This is a genomic window from Sphaerotilus sp. FB-3 (assembly GCF_023706025.1).
In the GTDB taxonomy this organism is placed as follows: Bacteria; Pseudomonadota; Gammaproteobacteria; order Burkholderiales; family Burkholderiaceae_C; genus Sphaerotilus; species Sphaerotilus sulfidivorans.
Genome location: NZ_BQWE01000059.1, coordinates 102157 through 122845 on the forward strand (window position 1 = coordinate 102157; position 20689 = coordinate 122845).

Here is a 20689-nt window from a genome sequence, read left to right on the forward strand (position 1 = left end):
GATAGAATCCCCGGCCTGCAGCCTTGGCTGCATCCGATTTTTCCGATTCCGACCCGATCCGCCCGATGTCGAACCCAGACCGCTCCGCGCCTCCGCCTTCCTTCTTCCGCCGCCTGTCGCTGGCGCTGTCGGTGCTGTTCAGCGGCGAGCTGGCGCGCCGGCTGGTCGAGCCGCCGGTGGGGGTGGCCCCGCCTGCGCCCGCCCCGGCGCCGGCTCCGGTAGCCGCGCCCGCGCCGGTCGAGCCGCCGCCTCCGCCCCCGCCGCCGCAGATCATCACGCTGAAGGAAGCCACGCCTGACGCGGCGCTGCAGCTGCTGGGCCTGCTGCAGCGCGACGCGCGCCTGATCGACTTCGTGCAGGAAGACATCGCCGCCTATGGCGACGCCGACATCGGCGCCGCCGCGCGGCTGGTGCACGAGGGCTGCCGCAAGGTGCTGAAGGAGCACATGACGCTCGCGCCGGTGCGCGCCGAGAGCGAGGGCGCGCGCATCACGCTGCCGGCCGGCTTCGATGCCGCGCAGGTGCGGCTGACCGGCAACGTCGTCGGCCAGGCGCCGTTCACCGGCACGCTCAGCCACCGCGGCTGGAAGGTGACCGAGCTGCGCCTGCCGCAGCTCGCCGAAGGACATGACGCGTCGATCGTGGCGCAGGCGGAGGTGGAACTGTGAGCCAGGACAACAAGGACATCCGCTACAGCATCGGCATCGACCTGGGCACCACGCACAGCGCGCTGGCCTGTGTCGATCTGGCCGCCAGCGACGGCGAGAAGACCGTGCACCAGGTGCTGGCGGTGCCGCAGGTGACGGCGCCCGGCGCGGTGCAGGCGCTGCCGCTGCTGCCGTCCTTCCTCTATCTGCCGCACCCGGACGAGCTGGCCGCCGGCGACCTGTCGCTGCCCTGGGGGGCCGAAGTCGGCGCCTCGGTCGGCACGATGGCGCGCGCACGCGGCGCCACCACGCCGATCCGGCTGGTGTCGAGCGCCAAGAGCTGGCTGTGCCACCCCGGCGTCGATCGCCGCGGCCCGATCCTGCCGGCCGACGCGCCGGCCGAGGTCGAGCGCGTCTCGCCGCTGGAGGCCTCGCGGCGCTATCTGGCGCACCTGCGCGAGGCCTGGAACCATGCGCACCCGGACGCGCCCTTCGAGCGCCAGTCGGTCACGGTGACGATGCCGGCCTCGTTCGATCCGGCCGCACGCGAGCTGACCGCCGAGGCCGCGCGCCTGGCCGGCTTCGGCCCGGTCACGCTGCTGGAGGAGCCGCAGGCCGCGCTCTACAGCTGGATCCAGAACAGCCAGGGCGGCTGGCGCAAGACGGTCAAGCCGGGCGACGTGATCCTGGTGGTCGACGTGGGTGGCGGCACCAGCGACTTCTCGCTGATCGCGGTGCGCGAGATCGACGGCAACCTCGAGCTGACCCGCATCGCGGTGGGCGACCACATCCTGCTGGGCGGCGACAACATGGACCTGGCGCTGGCGCACACCGTCGCGCGCCGGCTCGCCGCCGAGGGCAAGACGCTGGACGCCTGGCAGATGCGCGCGCTGACCCAGGCCTGCCGCGCCGCCAAGGAGGTGCTGCTGTCGGATGCGGCCGCGCCGGCGCAGCCGCTGGTGGTGCCCAGCCGCGGCTCCAAGCTGATCGGCGGCTCGATCCGCACCGAGCTGAGCCGCGAGGACGTGACCGCAGTCATCCTGGAGGGCTTCTTCCCGAAGGTGGAGGCGGCGGCGCGCCCGGTGCAGCGCCCGCGCATCGGCCTGCAGCAGCTGGGCCTGCCCTATGCGCAGGATGCGGCCGTCACCCGCCATCTGGCCGCCTTCCTGGGCCGGCAGGTCGGGGCGCTGGCCGAGCTGCCGGAGCTGGCCGCGCGCCAGGCCGAGTCGGCCAGCTTCCTGCATCCGACCGCGATCCTGTTCAACGGCGGCGTGTTCCGCGCGGGCGTGCTGGCCGAGCGGCTGCTGGAGACGATCAACGCCTGGCTGGCCAGCGAAGGCGCGCCGGCGGCGCGCTCGCTCGACGGCGCCGATCTGGATCTGGCGGTGGCGCGCGGCGCGGCCTACTACGGCCATGTGCGCCAGGGACGCGGCGTGCGCATCCGTGGCGGCACCGCGCAGGCCTACTATGTCGCGATCGAGTCCTCGATGCCGGCGGTGCCGGGCTTTGAGGCGCCGATCCAGGCGCTGTGCGTCGCGCCCTTCGGCATGGAGGAGGGCACCGATGTCGCGATCGACGCGCAGTTCGGCCTGGTGGTCGGCGAGCCGGTGCATTTCCGCTTCCTCGGCTCGACGGTGCGCCGCCAGGACAGCGCCGGCGTGCTGCTCGACTTCTGGGGTCCGGACGAGCTGATGCCGGCCGGCGAGATCCAGGCCACGCTGCCGGCGCAGGGGCGCACGCCCGGCGAGGTGGTGGCGGTCACGCTGCATGCCGCGGTGACCGAGGCCGGCACGCTGGAGCTGGCCGCGGTGCCGGTGGGCGGCACCGAGCGCTGGAAGGTCGAGTTCGACATGCGCGGCCAGCCGATCGAGGGCTGAGGCGGTGGCGGCGGCCTTCGTCGTCGGCATCGACCTGGGCACGACGCACACCGTCGTCGCCAGCGCGCCGCTGGGGGCGGGCGGCGAGCGCGGCGGCGAGGCCGGCGCGATCACGCTCTTCGGCATCGACCAGTGGGTCGCGCCGGGCGAGCTGGGCCGGCCGGCGCTGCTGCCCAGCGTGCGCTACCACCCGGCGCCGGGCGAGCTGCTTGAGAGCGCCTTGCCCTGGGGTGAGCGCGCCGCGGGCGACACCACCGAGCCGCCGGCGCTGATCGGCGTGCTGGCGCGCCTGCGCGGCGGCGAGGTGCCGGGCCGGCTGGTGGCCAGTGCCAAGAGCTGGCTGTCGCATCCGCAGGCCGACCGGCTGGCCCCGATCCTGCCTTGGGGCGCCGACGACAGCGTGTCGCGTGTCTCGCCGGTCACCGCCAGCGCGAGCTATCTGGCGCAGGTGCGCGCCGCCTGGAACCGCCATCACCCGGACGCGCCGCTGGAGCGACAGCGCCTGGTGCTGACGCTGCCGGCGTCCTTCGACGAGGCGGCGCGGGCGCTGACGCTGCAGGCCGCGCGCGAGGCCGGCCTGCCCGAGCCGCTGCTGCTGGAGGAGCCGCAGGCTGCCTTCGGCGACTGGGTCTGGCGCCACCGCGATCGCCTGGCCGAGGCGCTGGACGGCGTGTGCCGGGTGCTGGTCTGCGACGTGGGCGGCGGCACCAGCGACTTCACGCTGATCGATGTCGAGCCGCCCGAGGCGGGGGCCCCGGCCGGCACGCCGCCGACGCTGCGCCGCCGTGCGGTCGGCCAGCACCTGATGCTGGGTGGCGACAACATGGACCTGGCGCTGGCGCACCTGGTCGAGCGGCGGCTGGCCGGCGGCGGCGTGGCGCCGCCGCTGTCGGGCGCGCGGCTGTCGCAGCTGGTGGCGCGCTGCCGGGTCGCCAAGGAAATGCTGCTGGCCGACGACGCGCCCGAGTCGGTGGCAGTCACGCTGCTGGGCGGCGGCTCGAAGCTGGTGGGCGGTGCGCGCAGCGTCACGCTCGGCCGCGAGGAGGTGAGGGCGCTGCTGGTCGACGGCTTCTTCCCCGCCGTGCCCTTCGAGGCCGAGCCGCAGCGCGCCCGCACCGCGCTGGTCGAGTTCGGCCTGCCCTACGCCAGCGACGCGGCGGTGACCCGCCATCTGGCCGCCTTCCTGCGCCGCAGCCTGCTGCCGGGCGAGGCGCTGCCCGATGCGGTGCTGCTCAACGGCGGCGTCTTCCGCGCCGGACAGCTCGCGGCGCGGCTGGTCGAGGTGCTGGCCGCGTGGCGGGGCGGCGCCGCGCCGCGGCTGCTGCACAACGCCGATCCGGACGTGGCGGTGGCGCGCGGCGCGGTGGCGCATGCGCTGGCGCGCCAGGGGCGAGGGCCGCGCATCGGCGGCGGCGCGGCGCGCACCGTGGTGCTGCGGCTGGACGACGGCCGCGCGGTCTGCCTGCTGCCGCGCGGCACCGACGCCGGCCGGGCGCTGGCCCTCGACGGGCGCAGCTTCCGGCTGCGGCTGGGCCAGCCGGTGCGCTTCCAGCTGGCCTCGCTGCGCGGCGAGGCGGGCCCGCCGCCCGAGCCCGGCGCGCTGCTCGACCTGGGCGAGGCGGGCGACGAGGCGCTCAACCCGCTGCCGCCGGTGGCCACCGTGATCGAGGCCGGCGAGGGCATCGGCGCGCGCGGGGCCTCGGTCACCGTGCGGCTGGAGGCGCAGCTCAGCGAGATCGGCGTGCTGGCGCTGCAGGCGGTGGCGGTCGATGACCCCGGTCGACGCTGGGCGCTGGACTTCCAGCTGCGCGCCAGCGGCCCGGCCGATCAGGTGCAGCCGGCGCAGGCGCTGCAGGACGCGCAGATCGCGCCGCGCCTGCCCGAGGCGATCGCGGCGATCGAGCGGCTGTTCGGTGCGCGCTCGGGCGGCGAGCGCCCGGCGCCGAAGGAGATCAAGCAGCTGCGCCAGACGCTGGAGACGCTGCTGGGCCCGAGGGAAAGCTGGGCGCGGCCGCTGGCGCGGCGGCTCTTCGACGTGCTGTGGCAGCGTGCCAAGGGGCGGCGCCGTTCGGCCGACCATGAGCGGGTCTGGCTGAACCTGGCCGGCTGGTGCCTGCGCCCGGGCTTCGGCGATCCGCTCGACGGCTGGCGCCTGGGCCAGCTCTGGACGATCTTCGAGGCGGGTGTCGAGCACCGCGGCGACGCGCAGGTGGCGATCCAGTGGTGGACGCTGTGGCGCCGGGTCGCCGGCGGCCTGGACGAGGCGGCGCAGCTGCGCCTGCTCGACGACTTCGGCTACAACCTGCAGGCGGCCGAGCATCCCGGCGCGCCGCTGCCGCCCAAGCCGTCCGGCCTGGTCAAGGGCGGGCACGACGACATGGTGCGCCTGGGCGCGGCGCTGGAGCGCATTCCGCCCGAGCACAAGGCGGAGGTCGGCGACTGGCTGCTGGCGCCGCTGCAGGGCGAGAAGGTCGCGAAGGCCTCGCCCGAGCGCGACGAGCTGCGGCTGTGGGCGCTGGGGCGGCTGGGCGCGCGCCAGCCTTTTCACGGCAGCGTGCACGGCGTGGTGCCGGCCGAGGTGGCGGCGCGCTGGATCGACGCGCTGCTGGCGCTGGACTGGCGCCGCCGGCGCATGGCGGCGTTCGCTGCGGCGCAGCTCGCGCGCCTGACCGGCGACCGGGTGCGCGATCTGGACCCGGACCGCCGTGCGCAGGTGCTCGAGCGCCTGGCCGCCTCGGGCGCGGCGCCGAGCTGGGCGCGCATGGTGAGCGAGGTGGTGCAGCTCGACGCCGCCGACGAGCAGGCGCTCTTCGGCGAGTCGCTGCCGCCGGGGCTGGTGCTGGTGGACTGAGGCGGAGGCGGCGCCGCATGGGGCGGCCGCGTCGGCGCTCACTGCGTCAGCACGATGGCCTTCTCGTTGATGTAGCGGCGGAACTCCGACTGCGGCAGCGCCGCGTTCTGGTGGGTGTCGCCCGCCTCCCAGCTGATCGTCACGTCCTGCGGCGTCTGCTGGATCTCGACCGGACCACGGGGAATGCGGCACTTTGGACCGTCGCCCAGGCGGTATTCGACCTGGCCGGTGATGCGTGCGTTCGAGGTGTTCATGGGCAGGCTCCTTCGGTGGTTGGTGACAGGCCTGATGGTCGCCGCCAAAGTGTTCGGGGTCTGCCGGAGGAGGGGGCGTGGTGGCGTGGGCGATGTCCGACAGGCCGGTCGCTAGAATCGCCGGTTCCCTGTTCCGTCCACCGCACCGTCCGCCATGAACGATCGCCTTGCCGTCCTGCCCCAGTACCTCCTGCCCAAGCAGGCGCTGACCGAGCTGGCCGGCCGGCAGGCGAACCGGGCTGCCGGCGCGCGCACCACCGCGGTGATCCGCTGGTTCATCCGCCGCTACGGCGTGAACATGGCCGAGGCGCTGAACCCCGATCCTGCCGCCTATCCCACCTTCAACGAGTTCTTCACCCGGCCGCTGAAGCCGGACGCGCGCCCGCTGGCGCAGGCCGAGCTGATCTGCCCGGTCGACGGCGCGATCAGCCAGTTCGGCCCGATCGAGCGCGATCAGGTCTTCCAGGCCAAGGGCCACCGCTACTCGACCACCACGCTGGTCGGCGGCGACGCGCAGCTGGCGGCGAAGTTCGACGACGGCCTGTTCGCGACGCTGTATCTGAGCCCGCGCGACTACCACCGCATCCACATGCCCTGCGCCGGGCGGCTGCTGCGCATGATCCATGTGCCGGGCGAGCTGTTCTCGGTCAACCCGACGACGGCGCGCGGCGTTCCCGGCCTGTTCGCCCGCAACGAGCGGGTGGTCTGCGTCTTCGACCGCGGCGACGGCCTGGGCGAGTTCGTGCTGGTGCTGGTGGGCGCGACCATCGTCGGCAGCATGGCCACCGTCTGGCACGGCATCGTCAACCCGCCGCGCTCCGGCGCGCTGCGCGACTGGCGCTACGACGCGCCGGGCCAGGCGCCGGTCCTGCTGAAGCAGGGCGAGGAAATGGGCCGCTTCCTGCTCGGCTCGACCGTGGTGATGCTGTTCCCCAAGGCGGCCGCCGGTCAGGCGCCGCTGCGCTTCCACCCCGACTGGCGCCCGACCCGGGCGATCCGCCTGGGCGAGGCGATGGCCGCGCGCTGATCCGGGATCATCCCCCCTCAATCCCGGCGGAGGCGGGCCGACAAAGGGGGACGATGAATGCGGTCTCCTATCTTGATGTCGGCTGGCACCCCGGCACCGTGCTGCTGTCGGTGCTGGTGGCGACCTTCGCGTCCTATGTGTCGCTCGAGCTGTCGCGCCGGGTGCGCGATCTCGATGGCGCCGTGGCGCATGCCTGGTGGCTGGCGGGCTCGCTCACCATGGGCACCGGCGTCTGGTCGATGCACTTCGTCGGCATGCTGGCCTTCGACGCGCCGCTGGCGCTGGGCTATCGCCATGACCTGACCGCACCGTCTTGGCTGGCGGCGCTGGTGGCTGCCGGCATGGCGATGGCAGTGGCCGGGCATCGGCAGGTGGACCGGCGCCTGCATCTGGTGGCCTCGCTGGTGATGACCGCGGGCATCGTCTCGATGCACTACCTGGGCATGGCCGCGATCGATCTGCAGCCGGGCATCGACTGGGACTGGCCGCTGGTGGGGGCCTCGGTGCTGATCGCGCTGATCGCCTCGGCGGCGGCGCTGGCGCTGTTCCTGCGGCTGCGCGGGCTGCATGGGCGGGCGCGTCTGCTGGCGCAGGTCCGCTCGGCGCTGGTGATGGCCGCGGCGATCTGCGGCATGCACTACACCGCGATGGCGGCGGCACGCCTGCCCGAGGGCATCGTCTGCCTGAGCGCCGATGCGCTGGGCGGCCGCGGCCTGCTGCTGGCGGTGCTGCTGTTCACCGCGCTGGTGCTGTGCGCGGCGCTGGGCACCGCGATCTTCGATGCGCGCCAGCAGCGCCGCGAGCGTCAGCTCTCGCGCTCGCTGGCCAGCGCGAACGCCGAGCTGCAGACCGCCAACGAGGAACTGCGCCGGCGCGCGCTGACCGATCCGCTGACCGGGCTGGCCAACCGCATGGGCCTGGAGGACCGGCTGGGCCGACCGGGCTCGCAGGACGGCGTGCCGGTCGCGCTGGTCTTCATCGACCTCGACGGCTTCAAGGCGATCAACGACTCGCTCGGCCGCGCCACCGGCGACCGGCTGCTGGGCAAGGTGTCGCGGCGCATCCGTCGGCGCTGCCGGCCGGTCGATCTGGCGGTCCGCCTCGGGGCGACGAGTTCGTGCTGCTGCTCGAGGGCGAGGAGGCCGAGCCGCGGGCGCTGGACCTGGCCCGCCGGCTGCTGGTCGACCTGCAGCAGCCCTACCTGCTGACCGAGAAGCCGGTGTCGCTGTCATGCTCGATCGGGCTGGCCTTCGGGCCGCGCCATGGCCAGGGCGACGTGCTGCTGGGCTGCGCCGACGCGGCGATGCATGCGGCCAAGCGCAGCGGCGGCGGCTGCCTGCTCTGCTACGACAGCCACATGAGCGCGGAGGACTCCTCCGACCAGCTGCATCTGGGAGCGCGCGCCGAGGGGCGCGGTGCTGCCGCTGTCGGCATCGTCCGACAGCGCGGCGGGCCTGCGGACGGCGGCGCCGGCCTGAGCGGTCCGGCAGCATGGGGGCATCCATCGATGCCGCCATGCTCCGCCCGCCATGTACAACCGCCGAACCCTGCAGCAGAAGACCTTCCTGATCCTGCTGGTCCTCGCCAGCATCGCCTTTGCGCTGGTGCTGCTGCCGCTTTGGGTGCCTGTCTTCTGGGGGGCGGTGCTGGCCATGATGGCCGTGCCGATGCGTCGGCAGATGATGCAGCGCGTGCCTTGGTTGCAGGCTCAGCCGGGCACCGCCTCGGCCTTGACGGTGCTGATGGTGCTGCTGGGTGGCATCGTGCCTGTGGTGCTGTTCGCGCTGGCCCTGTCGGCCGAGGTGCTGGCCTTCTATCAGCAGCATGCCAGCGATCCACAGCAGCTGGCCCGGCATGTCGACACGCTGATCGGACGGCTGCCGCCGACCTTGACCGGCATGCTGCAGCAGTTCGGTCTGTCCGATGCCGCGGCGCTGCGCGACCGCCTGCTGGCCGCACTGGCGCGGGGCAGCCAGGCGATTGCCGCCCAGGTGCTGTCTCTGGGGCAGAACCTGTTCGAGTCTCTGCTGTCGCTGGCGCTCACGCTCTATCTGATGTTTTTCCTGCTGCGTGATGGCGCCCATCTCAGCCGGCGCGTGCGTCAGGCCATGCCGCTGGCGGCCGAACACAAGACCAGACTGATCGGCAAGTTCGCCACGGTCGTGAAGGCCACCGTCAAGGGCAGCATCGTGGTCGCGCTGGTCCAGGGGCTGCTGGGCGGCCTGGCCTTCATGGTGCTGGATCTGCGTGCGCCCCTGCTGTGGGGTGCACTGATGGCACTGCTGTCGCTGCTGCCGGCAGTGGGAGCCGGGCTGGTCTGGGTGCCGGCGGTGCTGTGGCTGGCGGCGGACGGCCGCATCGGTGCGGCGGCGGCGCTGGTGGCGTGGGGGGTACTGGTGATCGGTCTGGCCGACAACCTGCTGCGACCGCTCCTGGTCGGCAAGGACACCCGTCTGCCCGACTATCTGGTGCTGATCTCCACGCTGGGCGGGCTGTCGCTGTTCGGGGTGCACGGCATCGTGCTGGGGCCGGCCATCGCGGCGCTGTTCATCGCGGCCTGGGATCTTCTGGCGGCCGACACCGTCGGGCCGGCCGCCGCTTCGGCTGCGGGCCTGCCGGTTGCGCCGGTCATCGCCGCACCTTCAGCCACCCCGGCCGTGCCAACAGATCACATGGTGACCAGCACCAGCGCCAGCAGCCCGACGACCGTCACGCCGAGGCCCGCCAGCGCGACATGGATGATCTTCAGCCGCGACTGACCCTCTTCGCGCTGCGACGACATGTCGTCGCGCAGCCGGCCCAGCCGGTTGTCGATGTCGCGTGACTGCATGTCGAGCAGCTCGCGCTGCTTGGCGATCGCGGCTTCCATCTGTTCCAGATCCGCCTTGCGCGCGCTGATCTCGCGGTCGATCGCGAAGGCGATCTCGGCGACATCGGCGGCGGTCTTCTGCTGGTCGGTCTGCTGCTGCGCGAACTTGGTGTCGACATAGCGCGCCAGCGAGCGGCGGGTGTTGCCCAGCTCGGTCATCACCCCGTCGTTGCGCTCGCCCAGCGCGGTGAGCTGGTCACCCAGCGCGCTGACCTTGCTGGTCAGCGTGGCGATCTGCTCGGTCATCTGCGTCTTCAGCCGCGCAGCCTCCTCGCCGGACTGCAGCAGCCGGGCATCGACGCTGGCCGCGCCGGAGGCCAGGGCCTCCTCGACCTGGCGCATCAGCGTCTCGCGCAGGCCCTGGATTTCCTTGTTCAGTGCCACCACGCGGCGGTGGCCGTCCTGGCTCTGCTCGCGCAGCTGGTAGTAGTCGTTGACCAGATGCTCCAGGCCGGCCTGCTGCTCGGCCAGGGTGTCCTGATGCTTGAGCAGCTCCTGGGTGTTCAGGTCGAGACGGACCGTCTGTTCGCCCACCTTGCGGGCGATCATCGCCAGCGTGTCGTCGAAGGCGGCGGGCCCCATCGGCATGTCGGGCTTGCGGCCCGAGGGAGAGATGTGGTGGATCCGCTCGTTCATCGCAGCATGTCCTCGGTTGGCAGTCATGGGTCTTGTTTTGATGTCTTGTGCGCGTGTCGGCGCGTATCGTCACGGCCGATTCTGTTCGCGCGACCCGGGCTCGATCGCTGGATATGGCGGCACTTTTCGCACTTCGAATCCGCACAAACCGAACCCGTACCACGCATCCTGCCGACGCTGGCCGCCCCGGTCCGGTCCGAACTCGTCGGCATCGACCGAGGTCGCTACACCTTCGTGCAGCTGTTCACAAGCGGGTCTGTCCCCGTTCAAGACAGGGCTTTGCCGACCGATGAGCAGGTTCTCATTCCCGACCCGAGGAGGTCCGCCCATGAATGCTGTCGTCACGTCCCGCACCGATCGCTTCGTCCAGCAAGCCTGTGCGCTTCCGGCCATGCCCGAGGTGGCCAACAAGCTGCTGCGGTCCTTCGACCGCGATGACCTGTCGCTGAACGAGCTCGCCGGCCTGATCGGTCGTGACCAGACGCTGTCGGCCCGGGTGCTGCGGCTGGCGAACTCGGCCCGCTACAGCCCGTCGCGCTCGGTGACCTCGCTCAACGAGGCGGCGATGACGCTGGGCACGCGCACGCTGCGCGATCTGGCGCTGTCGGCCTGCATGGTGGGCATGTTCCCGTCGATTCCCGGCTTCGATCGTCTGGCCTTCTGGCGCACCACGCTGGCCACTGCGGCCTACGCGCAGCCTCTGGCGCGCTTCCTCGAGGAGGACGAGGACGCCGCCTATCTGGGCGGCCTGATGCTGCGCACCGGCCAGCTGCTGATGCTGATGGTCGACCCCGACATGACGCAGCGCATCGGCCGCCTGTCGCTGGAGATCGACAGCCGCATCAGCTTCGAGAACTCGCTGCTGGGCTGCTCGCATCCGGAGATCACCGCCGAGCTGGCGCGCCACTGGCGCTTCCCCAACACGCTGGTGACCGCCTTCGGCGCGGCCTCGCACCCGATGGAGATCCGGCCGTTCTCGCGCATGGGCGCGGCGCTGCGGCTGGCCGGCGTCATCGCCGAGGCCCGCGAGCGCGAGCTCGATCCGATCGAGGCGCTGCAGTTCACCCATCCGGACCTGATCCAGCATCTGAAGCTCGATCTGGACTGGCTGCTGGCGCATCTGCCCGACCACCGCCTTGCGGTGGCCTCGGTCGATGATCTGATGCACTGAGACCGGCCTTGCTTGACCCCGGACAAGCTCCGGGCGTGTCGGCTTCGGCACCATCTGGCCTCCCAGATTGCCTGTGCCGAGACCCGACATGAATCCGAACGAAGCTGCCGAGCAGGTCGATGTGCTGATCGCCGGCGCCGGCCCGACCGGGCTGTCGACCGCGCTGGCGCTGGCGCCGCTGGGCCTGCGCGTCGTGCTGGCCGATCCCCAGGACGCCGCCCGGCTGGCCGATCCGCCGCCCGACGGCCGCGAGCTGGCGCTGACGCACCGCACCGAGGCACTGCTGCGCCAGTGGGGCCTGTGGGAGCGGCTGCCCGCGCAGGCGCGTGCGCCGCTGCAGGCCGCCTCGGTCAGCACCGGCGGCGCGCAGGCCGCGCTGCGGCTGGACGCCTCGCATGCGCGTGTCGGCCTGCCACCGCTGCCGGCCTTGCCGCGGCCGGGCTGGCTGCCGCAGGCGCTGCCCTGGCTGCCCGATCTGGCCGTGCGTGCACTGGGCCGGGCGGGCCAGGCGCCGATCGACGCCGACACGCACCTGGGCACGCTGGTGTCGCAGAACGCGCTGCGCCGCGTGCTGTGGGAGGGCTGCGCTGCGCTGCCCGGCATCCAGGTGCTGGCCGGCCACCGGCTGGAGTCGATGCAGCGCGACGACGACGGCGTGACGGTGCGCCTGGTCGGTCCGCAGGGCCAGGCCCGGGTGCTGCGTGCCTCGCTGCTGGTGGCGGCCGACGGGCGGCTGTCGGCGGTGCGGCGCATGGCCGGACTGGTCGCCGAGCTGCACGACTTCGGCCGCAGCGCCATCGTCTGCCGCATGCGCCACGAGCAGCCGCACCGGCAGGTCGCGCACGAGGCCTTCCACCACGGCCACACGCTGGCGGTGCTGCCGCTGGCCGATGCGTCCGATCCTGGCGAGGGCGGGCAGGCCGGCGCGCTGCCGCCTCACTGCTCGTCCTTCGTCGTGACCGCGCCGAGCGAGCTGGCGCAGCGCTGGATGGCGCTGCCGGCGGCCGACTATGCTGCCACCGTCGAGCCCTGGCTGGACGGCCAGCTCGGCCGCATCCAGCCCGGCCCCGGCGAGGAGTCCCGCCGGCATCTGTACCCGCTGGTGGCGACCTGGGCGCCGCGGCTGGTGTCGCAGCGTGTCGTGCTGGTGGGCGACGCCGCGGTCGGCATGCATCCGGTGACCGCGCATGGCTTCAACCTCGGGCTCTACAGCGCCGAGACGCTGGCGCGCCAGATCGCGCGCCGGGCCCGCGGCGGCCAGGTCGATCCGGCCGACGCGCGTGCGCTCGAGGCCTATGACCGCGAGCACCGCCACACCGCGCGCTGGATCTTCCGCGGCACCAACGCCATCGTGCGCCTGTTCACCGACGACCGCCCTGCCGCGCGGCTGGCCCGCCAGGCCACGCTGCATCTGGCCGAGCGCCTGCCGCCGGTCAAGGCGCTGGTCGTGCGGCAGCTGGTCGATGCCTGAAACGCAAAATAATTCACGCTTGGGATAGGATGTGGACCGTTCCGCGTCCTTGCCCGGACCTCCCGTCCGGACCCATGCCGATGAGCCGCTCCGATCCTGCCCTTTCCGCTGATGTCGAGCCCGCCGCGCTGACCGCCCGGATCCATGCCACGCTGAACGACGCGCGCCGGCTGCAGGCCGTGCACGACAGCCGCCTGCTCGACTCGCCGCCCGAGGCCGTCTTCGATTCTCTGACCGCGCTGGCCGCCTCGCTGCTGGGCGTGCCGGTCGCCTTCGTGTCGGTCATGGCCGCCGACCGCGACTTCTACAAGAGCCAGCACGGCTTCTGCGGCGAGCTGGCCGAGACCCGCGAGCTGAGCGGGCGCACCTTCTGCCACCACACGCTGCTGCGTGATGCGCCGCTGGTGATCGACGACACGCTGCTCGATCCGGTGTTCGCCGCGGTGCCGACGGTGCGGACGCTGGGCGTGCGCGCCTATGCGGGCGTGCCGCTGCGCCGCCAGGGGCGGGTGATCGGCAGCCTGTGCGCGATCGACATGAAGCCGCGCTTCTGGGGGGCCAACGAGGTCGAGATTCTGGTGCAGCTGGCCGCCTCGCTGCAGCGCGAGCTGGATCTGCGCGAGGCGCTGGAGCGCACGCGCGTGCTGGCGCGTGAACGCGAGGAACTGGTCGCGACGGTCGCGCACGACCTGCGCGCGCCGCTGCAGGTGCTGTCGATGGGTGTCCAGATGATCGGCCGGGCCGGCGCCGGCGAGGAGCCGCCGCGGCGCACGCTCGAGCGCATGCGCCATTCGCTCGACGCGATGCAGCGCCTGGCCGACGAGCTGGTCAGCGCCGCGCGCACCGGCGGGGCGGCCTCGCTGCGGCTGGAGCGCCTGTGCGCGGCGCAGCTGGCGCGCGATGCGGTGCTGATGATGCAGCCGATCGCCGAGCGGCGCGGGCACGACCTGTCGGTGGGGACGCTGGAGGTGATGGCGGTGCAGGTCGACTACGGCCGCATGCTGCGGGTGCTGACCAACCTGATCGGCAACGCGGTCAAGTACTGCCCGGAAGGCAGCCGCATCCGGGTCGAGGTGGCCGGCTCGCCGGGCCGGGCCTCGGGCGACGCCGCGGCGTTGCACATCGACGTCAGCGACAACGGCCCCGGCATCGACCCGGCGCACCGCGCGCGCCTGTTCGAGCGCGGCTGGCAGGGCGGCGAGGGCCAGTGCCGCGAGGACGGCGCCGGCCTCGGTCTGGCCATCGTGCGCGACATCGTCGAGGCCCACGGCGGCCGGGTCGATCTGCTCGACGCGCCGGGGCGGGGGACCTGCGTGCGGGTCCGGCTGCCGGTGCGCGGGGGCTGAGGCGCGCTGGCACAATCGCGCCCTTCGCGGCCCCTGGCGGTCGCACCTCGCTGCCCGAACCCCGCCGGTGCCATGACCTCTGCCGCTGATCCCGCGCCGCTGCGCGTGCTGTCCGTCATCCCGCCGATGACGCAGCTCAACACCCCGTATCCGTCCACCGCCTACCTGACCGGCTTCCTGCGCTCGCGCGGCTTCGATGCGGTGCAGGAGGATCTGGCGCTGGCGCTGGTGCTGCGCCTGCTCAGCCGCGAGGGCCTGCGCGAGATCCGCCGCCGCATCGAGGCGGCACCGGCGCCGAAGCGCGGCCACACGCCGCAGGTCGCGCACTTCCTGGCGGCCTTCGACGCCTACGAGGCGACGATCGAGCGTGTCATCGCCTTCCTGCAGGGGCGCGATCCCACGCTGGCGCACCGCATCAACAGCCGCATGTTCCTGCCCGAGGGCGCGCGCTTCGCGCCGATCGATGCCTATGGCGACGATGAGGACGGCGGCGATCCGCTGGCCTGGGCCTTCGGGGCCCTGGGCCTGCAGGACAAGGCGCGCCACCTGGCCACGCTCTATCTGAACGACCTGGCCGACGTGCTGAAGGAGGCGGTCGACCCGCGCTTCGAGTTCGTGCGCTACGCCGAGAAGCTCGCCACCAGCCAGCCCAGCTTCGACCCGCTGGCCGAGGCGCTGGCCGCGCCGCCCAACCTGATCGACGAGCTTCTGGCCGATCTGACCCGCGCCGCGCTGACCCGCCACCAGCCGCGCCTGCTGCTGCTGTCGGTGCCGTTTCCGGGCGCGGTCTACGCGGCGCTGCGCATCGCCGAGACGGCGCGCACCTGGGCGGCCGAGCGCGTCGCCGCCGGGGAAGAGCCGCTGTGCATCGCGCTGGGCGGCGGCTTCGTCAACACCGAGCTGCGCGAGCTGGCCGAGCCGCGCCTGTTCGATTACGTCGACGTCATCACGCTCGATGCCGGCGAGCGCCCGCTGCTGGCGCTGATCGATCACCTGGCGGGCCGGCGCTCGCGCGAGCGGCTGGTGCGCGCCTTCGTGCGCGAGGGCGAGGGCGACGCCGCGCGGGTGCGCTTCATCAGCTTTCCCGAGCCCGACATCGCCTTCGCCGAGGTCGGCACGCCGACCTGGGACGGGCTGCCGCTGCAGCAATACCTGTCGCTGCTCGACATGCTCAACCCGATGAACCGGCTCTGGAGCGACGGGCGCTGGAACAAGCTCACCGTGGCGCATGGCTGCTACTGGAAGAAGTGTTCGTTCTGCGACGTCTCGCTGGACTACATCTCGCGCTATGAGGGGGCTTCGGCCACCGAGCTGGTCGACCGCATCGAGCGCATCGTCGCCGAGACCGGCCAGACCGGCTTCCACTTCGTCGACGAGGCCGCGCCGCCGAAGGCGCTCAAGGCGCTGGCGCTGGAGCTGATCAAGCGCGGCGTGCAGATCTCGTGGTGGGGCAACATCCGCTTCGAGAAGACCTTCACGCCGGAGCTGGCCGAGCTGCTGGCCGAGAGCGGCTGCATCGCGATGTCGGGCGGGCTGGAGGTGGCCTCCGACCGGCTGCTGGCGCTGATGAAGAAGGGCGTGTCGGTCGAGCAGGTCGCGCGCGTCACCAAGGGCTTCAGCGATGCCGGCATCCTGGTGCATGCCTACCTGATGTACGGCTTCCCGACGCAGACGGTGCAGGACACGGTCGACGCGCTGGAATATGTGCGCCAGCTCTTCGAGCAGGGCTGCATCCAGAGCGGCTTCTTCCACCGCTTCGCCTGCACGGTGCATTCGCCGGTGGGCATGAACCCCGAGGAGTACGGCGTCACGCTGCTGCCGCTGCCCGCCGGCGGCTTCGCGAAGAACGATGTGGGCTTCCATGATCCGACCGGCACCGACCACGACGCGCTGGGCCAGGGTCTCAAGAAGGCGCTCTACAACTACATGCACGGCATCGGGCTGGACCAGGACGTGCGCGCCTGGTTCGAGCACCCGAAGCTGCGCGGCCGGGTGCCGAAGCCGACGGTGTCGCGGCAGCGCATCGCCAAGGCGCTGGCCACGCGAGGAGGGTGACTCCGTGCCGCGGCCTTGTAGGACAACGCCGTTTCCGGATGCGACGCCGCCAGACTCAGGTCGAGAATGCGAAAACTCATGAATTTTCCGCATGCTGCCTGATCTGTCCCGACCGTCTTCTGCAGTGATTCCCGTCCGTCGTGTGCTGGTGGTCGACGACCATGTCGATGCGGCCGAGCTGCTCGGCGAGTGGCTCGAGTTCGAGGGCTTCGAGGTGCAGTGCACGCACGACGGTGCGCAGGCGCTGCAGTGCTGGGCGAGCTGGCCGGCCGATGCGGTGCTGATCGACTCGCGCCTGCCGGATCTGGCGGGCGGCGAGCTGGCACGGCGGCTGCGTGCGCTGCCCGGCGGTGCGCGGGCCCGGCTGATCGCGCTGTCGGGCGATGACCCGGAGCAGGTGGCGCGCACCGGGCCGTTCGATGCGTGTCTGGCCAAGCCGGCCGATCTGGCGCATCTGCTGGACCTGCTGCAAAGGACGCCTTCCCGATGAACCGCACTGACACTTCCCCTGCGATCGCCGCCGACTGGATGGCTGCCGGCGTGCGCCACGAGATCCTGATGCGGGTGCTGCCGACGCTGCGCCATGACCTGCTCGGGCCGATCTCGGTGGCGCGCATGGAGCTGGCGGTGATGCGCCGGCGCCTGGAGCGGGCCGATCTGGCGCCGCAGGACGGGCTGCGCCGGGTCCAGCAGCTCGATGCCCATCTGGTCGATCTGACCCGAGGGCTGCGCGAGCTGCGCCGCTGGGATCCGCTGGACACCGAGCGCATGCCGGCCGGCTCGATCGTGCGGCTGGCGCTGGCGCTGATGGAGCAGCCGCTGCGACTGGCTGGCCTGGAGGTGGGCATGGAGGCCGGCTGCGAGGCCGGGCAGGGGCCGGAGCTGCCGCTGGCGCCGCTGCTGCTGGGCACGCTGGCGCTGCTCTGCCATGCGCAGGACGGACTCTCTCCGGGACAGCGGCTGCGCCTGGATCTGGCGGCCGGCCCCGAGGGCGAGGCGCCGGTGCTGACCGTGCGCACCGAGCGCCAGTCCGAGACCGGGTCGGCTCCTGCCGTCACGCTGATGCCCGGTCTGCCGGACCTGCCCGTGCCGGTGCGCGCCCGCCTCGATGCCGAGGCGGTGCGCCATCTGGCCGCATCGCTCGGGCTGCATGCGGTGCTTGACGACGAGCCCTGGCGGCTGCGCGTCGGTGACCTTGTCCCCGCAGCCCCTGGGCTGCCATGATCAGGCCGCACAATCGGTCATTCCGTCTCGCATCTGTCCATGATGAAACCGATGAACCTGATGAATCCGATCCTGTCGACCCGTCCGGCGCGCTCCGCCCCCCGTCGTCCTTGGCTGCGGGCCTGCTCGGTGGCCGCTGGCGCGCTGCTGCTGGCGACCTCCGCCCGCGCCGAACTGCTCGGCGAGGTGTCCACCGTCTTCAAGCTGATCGGGCCGAACCACAAGATCATCGTCGAGGCCTATGACGACCCCAAGGTCGAGGGCGTGACCTGCTTCGTGTCGCGTGCCAAGACCGGCGGCATCACCGGCGCGGTCGGCCTGGCCACCGACCGGTCCGACGCCTCGATTGCCTGCCGCCAGGTCGGCGAGATCCGCATCAAGGAGGCGCTGCCCAAGCAGGAGGAGGTCTTCAGTGCCCGCCTGTCCATCCTGTTCAAGAGCCTGCAGATCGTGCGCATCGTCGACCCGAAGCGCCAGTCGCTGGTCTACATGACCTATTCCGACAAGCTGATCGAGGGCTCGCCGAAGAACAGCATCACCGCGGTGCCGGTGGGCAAGGCGATTCCGGTGAAGTGATCTGCGCGGCATCGGGCAGCAGCCGCCCGCCCGCATAGGGCACGATGCCCGCCGGCACATGCCCGGAGGCCGGGCGCACATGGCTGTCCTGGTCGTCGAAGAACATCTGCGCGCCGAAGGCGGCCAGCACCGTCTCCTTCGGCGCGCCGCCCAGGAAGAAGGCCTCGTCGACATTCACGCCCCAGTCGCGCAGCGTGTGGATCACCCGGGCGTGCGCCGGGCTGCTGCGTGCGGTCACGATGGCGATGCGCACCGGGCAGGTGCCGGCGGCGAACTCGCGCTGCAGTGCCGACAGCCGCATCAGCAGCTTGGCGAAGGGCCCTTCGGCCATCGCGTCATGGCGGTGCAGCCGCTCGTGCGCGATGAAGGCCTCCAGCCCCTGCGTCTTGTAGATGCGCTCGGACTCGGGCGAGAACAGCACCGCGTCGCCGTCGAAGGCGATGCGGATCTGGCCGGCCGGCGCGCGGAAGTCCGCCGGCGGGTCGTAGAGCAGCGCCGCGGCCACGCCGTGGTCGATCGCCTCCTGCACGTCGCCGGGATTGCGCGACAGGAAGAGATCCACGTCGAAGGCCTTCAGGTAGCCCACCAGCGAGCGTGCGCCGCCGGTGAAGGCCGCGCGCTCGATCGCCAGGCCGTGAGCCTCGATCGCGTTGAAGGCGCGCAGGCCGGTGTCGGGCGAGTTGCGCGAGATCACCACCACCTCGATGCGGCGCTCCGGCAGCAGCGCGTTGAGCCCCAGCAGCGCCTGCACCAGCGGGAAGGCGGTGCCGGGGCGCAGCGGCTCGTCCTCATGCTCGCGCTGGTAGCAGGAGAAGGCCTCGACGCCCTGGGCATCGAAGAGCCGGTTCTCGTGCTCCAGGTCGAAGAGGGCCCGCGAGGAGATGCCGATGACGAGCTTGTCGGTGAGCGAGTAAGGCATGGTGACGCGCATGATGCCATTGCACCTTCTTCGTGTAGGGTTCGATCCTGATTCTTGTGCAGTGCAACATCAGGGAGGTGCCATGAGGCTGGAATCGAACATCGCGGCCGGACTGCTGGGCGTGATCGGCCTGGCGGGCCTGGGCAGCGCAACAACCGCGGTCGCGCAGGTCGTCGAGCCGGTGCAGGCGTCGCAGGCGCTGCAGAACTTGCCGAAGCTGCGCATCGACCTGAAGGAAACCACCGTCTCGGGCATTTCATCGGGCGCCTACATGGCGGTGCAGATGGGCGTTGCCCGTTCCGGCGATGTGCGCGGCGTGGCCGCCACCGCCGGCGGGCCCTACATGTGCGCGACCGATGGCGATGTCGGCTCGGCGCTTGCGGCGGTGAGCCGCTGCATGCAGGGCGATCCGCTGGCCCAGCCTGCCGCGACCGAGCGCCTGGTCGATCCGTCCGATGGCCGCTTCACCTACGGCTTCCAGGGCAAGGCCCGGCGTGATGTCGAGCGCATGGCCAAGGCCGGCCGCATCGACCCGATCGCCAGCCTGCCACGCCAGGCGATCTGGATCTTTCATGGCTACAACGATGGCATCGTCAAGCTGCCGGTGTCGCAGGCGCTGGAGGGCTGGTACACCGGCCGCCATCCGGACGGCAGCCTCGCCTCGGGCATGGCGGCCAGGCTGCCCGCCAGCCAGGTCTTCCACAAGGATGATCTGAGTGCCGGGCACGCGCAGATCAGCTCGGCCTGCACCGGGGCGCTGTGCAATCCCTGCGAGCAGCAGGGCGGCTCCTTCATCAACAGCTGCCCGCTGCCCGAGGGACCGTATGACGCGGCCGGCTCGGCGCTGCAGATGTTCTACGGGCCGCTCGAGCGGGTCGAGCCGGCGCGGCTGACCGGGCGGCTGTTCAGCGTTCGCCAGACACCGTTCCTGAAGCTGATCGACGGCCGCACCGCAGTGGGGGCGGCCGCCGACATCGCGATGGACGACGAGGCCTTTGTCTATCTGCCCCGCGACTGCGAGGCCGGCGGCACCGCCACCTGCCGGCTGCACATCGCCTTTCACGGCTGCATGCAGAGCGCGGTCGACATCGCGAAGGTCACCGGTCAGCGCGACTACTTCGCCCGCCATGCCGGCCTGAACGAATGGGCCGACCGCAACCGCATCGTGGTGCTGTATCCGCAGGCCACGCCGACCCGGACGCTGCCCTACAACCCGATGGGCTGCTGGGACTGGTGGGGCTACAACGACGATGTGCCGGCGCGTGCGCTCTCCGGGAAGTGGCCCAGCGGCAGCTTCGCGTCCCGCCAGGGGGTGCAGATCGCCGCGGTCTGGCGCATGGCCGAGCAGCTGACCGATGCGCGGCTGGGCGGCAGTCTGGCCCGTGCGGGCGAGATCGCCGCCAGCGAGCGGCCGGCGCCGATGCTGCTGGACCGCAGCGCCACGCAGGTGCTGCTGCGCTGGGCCCCGGTGGCGGGCGCCCAGGCCTACAAGGTCAGCCGCAGCAGCGGCAGCAACGCCGGCGGCAGCGTGACGGTGCAGCAGAGCACGCAGCCCTTCTTCGTCGACCGGGGCCTGACACCGCAGAAGATCTATCGCTACACCGTCAGCGCGGTGCTGGCGGGCCGGGACGGCCCGGTCTCCGCGCCGGTGCAGGCGGTCACCGGGCCGCTGCCACCGCCCTGCGATCCCTATTTCTCGCTGACGCAGAACCGGGTGGTCGACCGCAGCAACCGGCCGACCGATCGCACCTGCCGCTGAGCGGCGC

General features: G+C 72.2%; 16 protein-coding genes and 1 pseudogene. 14 read left to right on the forward strand and 3 right to left on the reverse strand.

Annotation, left to right across the window (positions count from 1 at the left end):
* Window positions 1-65 precede the first annotated feature (65 nt).
* The 3 genes from NFT33_RS18475 to NFT33_RS18485 are packed head-to-tail and all read left to right on the forward strand — an operon-like array spanning window position 66 to window position 5375.
* On the forward strand, window positions 66-668 hold the full coding sequence (locus NFT33_RS18475) for a DUF2760 domain-containing protein (RefSeq protein WP_251677555.1): 603 nt from the start codon (window positions 66-68) through the stop codon (window positions 666-668).
* Window positions 665-2524 (forward strand): Hsp70 family protein, encoded by a 1860-nt coding sequence (locus tag NFT33_RS18480; protein ID WP_251677558.1) that lies wholly within the window; start codon window positions 665-667, stop codon window positions 2522-2524. Before NFT33_RS18475 ends, NFT33_RS18480 begins: the two co-directional genes overlap by 4 nt.
* Window positions 2525-2528: 4 nt before the next feature.
* Window positions 2529-5375 (forward strand): Hsp70 family protein, encoded by a 2847-nt coding sequence (locus tag NFT33_RS18485; protein WP_251677560.1) that lies wholly within the window; start codon window positions 2529-2531, stop codon window positions 5373-5375.
* Window positions 5376-5413: 38 nt separating this feature from the next.
* Here the strand turns inward: NFT33_RS18485 and NFT33_RS18490 are convergent, their stop codons facing one another.
* Entirely contained in the window at window positions 5414-5629 is a 216-nt protein-coding gene (locus NFT33_RS18490; RefSeq protein ID WP_251677562.1) for a hypothetical protein, read from the reverse strand.
* A gap of 154 nt (window positions 5630-5783) precedes the next feature.
* On the opposite strand from NFT33_RS18490, the gene asd reads away from it, so the two are divergent.
* The 3 genes and pseudogenes from asd to NFT33_RS18505 all read left to right on the forward strand — a co-directional run bounded on the left by asd (window position 5784) and on the right by NFT33_RS18505 (window position 9415).
* Window positions 5784-6656 carry an archaetidylserine decarboxylase gene (asd, locus tag NFT33_RS18495; RefSeq protein ID WP_251677564.1) on the forward strand — a complete coding sequence of 291 codons (873 nt, stop codon included), beginning with the start codon at window positions 5784-5786 and terminating at the stop codon, window positions 6654-6656.
* Between the two features lie 218 nt (window positions 6657-6874).
* Window positions 6875-7926, forward strand: a pseudogene (locus NFT33_RS18500) (MHYT domain-containing protein); the annotation flags it as partial.
* Window positions 7927-8185: 259 nt separating this feature from the next.
* Window positions 8186-9415 (forward strand): AI-2E family transporter, encoded by a 1230-nt coding sequence (locus tag NFT33_RS18505; RefSeq protein WP_220787401.1) that lies wholly within the window; start codon window positions 8186-8188, stop codon window positions 9413-9415.
* On the opposite strand, the gene NFT33_RS18510 is transcribed toward NFT33_RS18505, so the two are convergent.
* Window positions 9325-10161 carry a hypothetical protein gene (locus NFT33_RS18510; protein WP_251677577.1) on the reverse strand — a complete coding sequence of 279 codons (837 nt, stop codon included), beginning with the start codon at window positions 10159-10161 and terminating at the stop codon, window positions 9325-9327. The genes NFT33_RS18505 and NFT33_RS18510 overlap by 91 nt on opposite strands.
* Before the next feature lie 328 nt (window positions 10162-10489).
* Here NFT33_RS18510 and NFT33_RS18515 point away from each other — a divergent pair, with 328 nt between their 5' ends.
* The 7 genes from NFT33_RS18515 (at window position 10490) to NFT33_RS18545 (ending at window position 18004) form a co-directional block, all read left to right on the forward strand.
* Window positions 10490-11332, forward strand: coding sequence for an HDOD domain-containing protein (locus NFT33_RS18515; RefSeq protein WP_251677579.1), 843 nt, complete (start codon window positions 10490-10492; stop codon window positions 11330-11332).
* 88 nt (window positions 11333-11420) lie between these two features.
* Window positions 11421-12803 (forward strand): FAD-dependent monooxygenase, encoded by a 1383-nt coding sequence (locus NFT33_RS18520; protein ID WP_251677581.1) that lies wholly within the window; start codon window positions 11421-11423, stop codon window positions 12801-12803.
* A gap of 80 nt (window positions 12804-12883) precedes the next feature.
* Window positions 12884-14149, forward strand: coding sequence for a GAF domain-containing sensor histidine kinase (locus NFT33_RS18525; protein ID WP_251677583.1), 1266 nt, complete (start codon window positions 12884-12886; stop codon window positions 14147-14149).
* A 72-nt stretch (window positions 14150-14221) separates the two neighbouring features.
* Window positions 14222-16204 (forward strand): B12-binding domain-containing radical SAM protein, encoded by a 1983-nt coding sequence (locus tag NFT33_RS18530; protein ID WP_251677585.1) that lies wholly within the window; start codon window positions 14222-14224, stop codon window positions 16202-16204.
* A gap of 91 nt (window positions 16205-16295) precedes the next feature.
* A complete protein-coding gene (locus NFT33_RS18535; RefSeq protein ID WP_251677587.1) occupies window positions 16296-16694 on the forward strand; it encodes a response regulator in 399 nt (132 codons plus the stop codon).
* Window positions 16691-17428 (forward strand): hypothetical protein, encoded by a 738-nt coding sequence (locus NFT33_RS18540; RefSeq protein ID WP_251677589.1) that lies wholly within the window; start codon window positions 16691-16693, stop codon window positions 17426-17428. Before NFT33_RS18535 ends, NFT33_RS18540 begins: the two co-directional genes overlap by 4 nt.
* A 60-nt stretch (window positions 17429-17488) precedes the next feature.
* The gene (locus NFT33_RS18545; RefSeq protein WP_251677617.1) at window positions 17489-18004 is read left to right on the forward strand and encodes a CreA family protein; all 516 of its coding nucleotides are present in this window, start codon (window positions 17489-17491) and stop codon (window positions 18002-18004) included.
* On the opposite strand, the gene NFT33_RS18550 is transcribed toward NFT33_RS18545, so the two are convergent.
* Window positions 17964-18923 (reverse strand): 5'-nucleotidase, encoded by a 960-nt coding sequence (locus NFT33_RS18550; RefSeq protein WP_251677591.1) that lies wholly within the window; start codon window positions 18921-18923, stop codon window positions 17964-17966. The genes NFT33_RS18545 and NFT33_RS18550 overlap by 41 nt on opposite strands.
* An 82-nt stretch (window positions 18924-19005) precedes the next feature.
* Here NFT33_RS18550 and NFT33_RS18555 point away from each other — a divergent pair, with 82 nt between their 5' ends.
* Complete coding sequence (locus NFT33_RS18555) at window positions 19006-20682, forward strand: alpha/beta hydrolase family protein (protein ID WP_251677593.1); 1677 nt, start codon at window positions 19006-19008, stop codon at window positions 20680-20682.
* The last annotated feature ends 7 nt before the right edge of the window (window positions 20683-20689 follow it).

Coding starts and splice junctions, on each gene's coding strand:
- NFT33_RS18475 (WP_251677555.1), top strand. CDS start 66: ATGTCGAACCCAGACCGCTCCGCGCCTCCGCCTTCCTTCTTCCGCCGC.
- NFT33_RS18490 (WP_251677562.1), bottom strand. CDS start 5,629: ATGAACACCTCGAACGCACGCATCACCGGCCAGGTCGAATACCGCCTG.
- asd (WP_251677564.1), top strand. CDS start 5,784: ATGAACGATCGCCTTGCCGTCCTGCCCCAGTACCTCCTGCCCAAGCAG.
- NFT33_RS18505 (WP_220787401.1), top strand. CDS start 8,186: ATGTACAACCGCCGAACCCTGCAGCAGAAGACCTTCCTGATCCTGCTG.
- NFT33_RS18510 (WP_251677577.1), bottom strand. CDS start 10,161: ATGAACGAGCGGATCCACCACATCTCTCCCTCGGGCCGCAAGCCCGAC.
- NFT33_RS18515 (WP_251677579.1), top strand. CDS start 10,490: ATGAATGCTGTCGTCACGTCCCGCACCGATCGCTTCGTCCAGCAAGCC.
- NFT33_RS18520 (WP_251677581.1), top strand. CDS start 11,421: ATGAATCCGAACGAAGCTGCCGAGCAGGTCGATGTGCTGATCGCCGGC.
- NFT33_RS18525 (WP_251677583.1), top strand. CDS start 12,884: ATGAGCCGCTCCGATCCTGCCCTTTCCGCTGATGTCGAGCCCGCCGCG.
- NFT33_RS18530 (WP_251677585.1), top strand. CDS start 14,222: ATGACCTCTGCCGCTGATCCCGCGCCGCTGCGCGTGCTGTCCGTCATC.
- NFT33_RS18535 (WP_251677587.1), top strand. CDS start 16,296: ATGCTGCCTGATCTGTCCCGACCGTCTTCTGCAGTGATTCCCGTCCGT.
- NFT33_RS18540 (WP_251677589.1), top strand. CDS start 16,691: ATGAACCGCACTGACACTTCCCCTGCGATCGCCGCCGACTGGATGGCT.
- NFT33_RS18545 (WP_251677617.1), top strand. CDS start 17,489: ATGAATCCGATCCTGTCGACCCGTCCGGCGCGCTCCGCCCCCCGTCGT.
- NFT33_RS18550 (WP_251677591.1), bottom strand. CDS start 18,923: ATGCCTTACTCGCTCACCGACAAGCTCGTCATCGGCATCTCCTCGCGG.
- NFT33_RS18555 (WP_251677593.1), top strand. CDS start 19,006: ATGAGGCTGGAATCGAACATCGCGGCCGGACTGCTGGGCGTGATCGGC.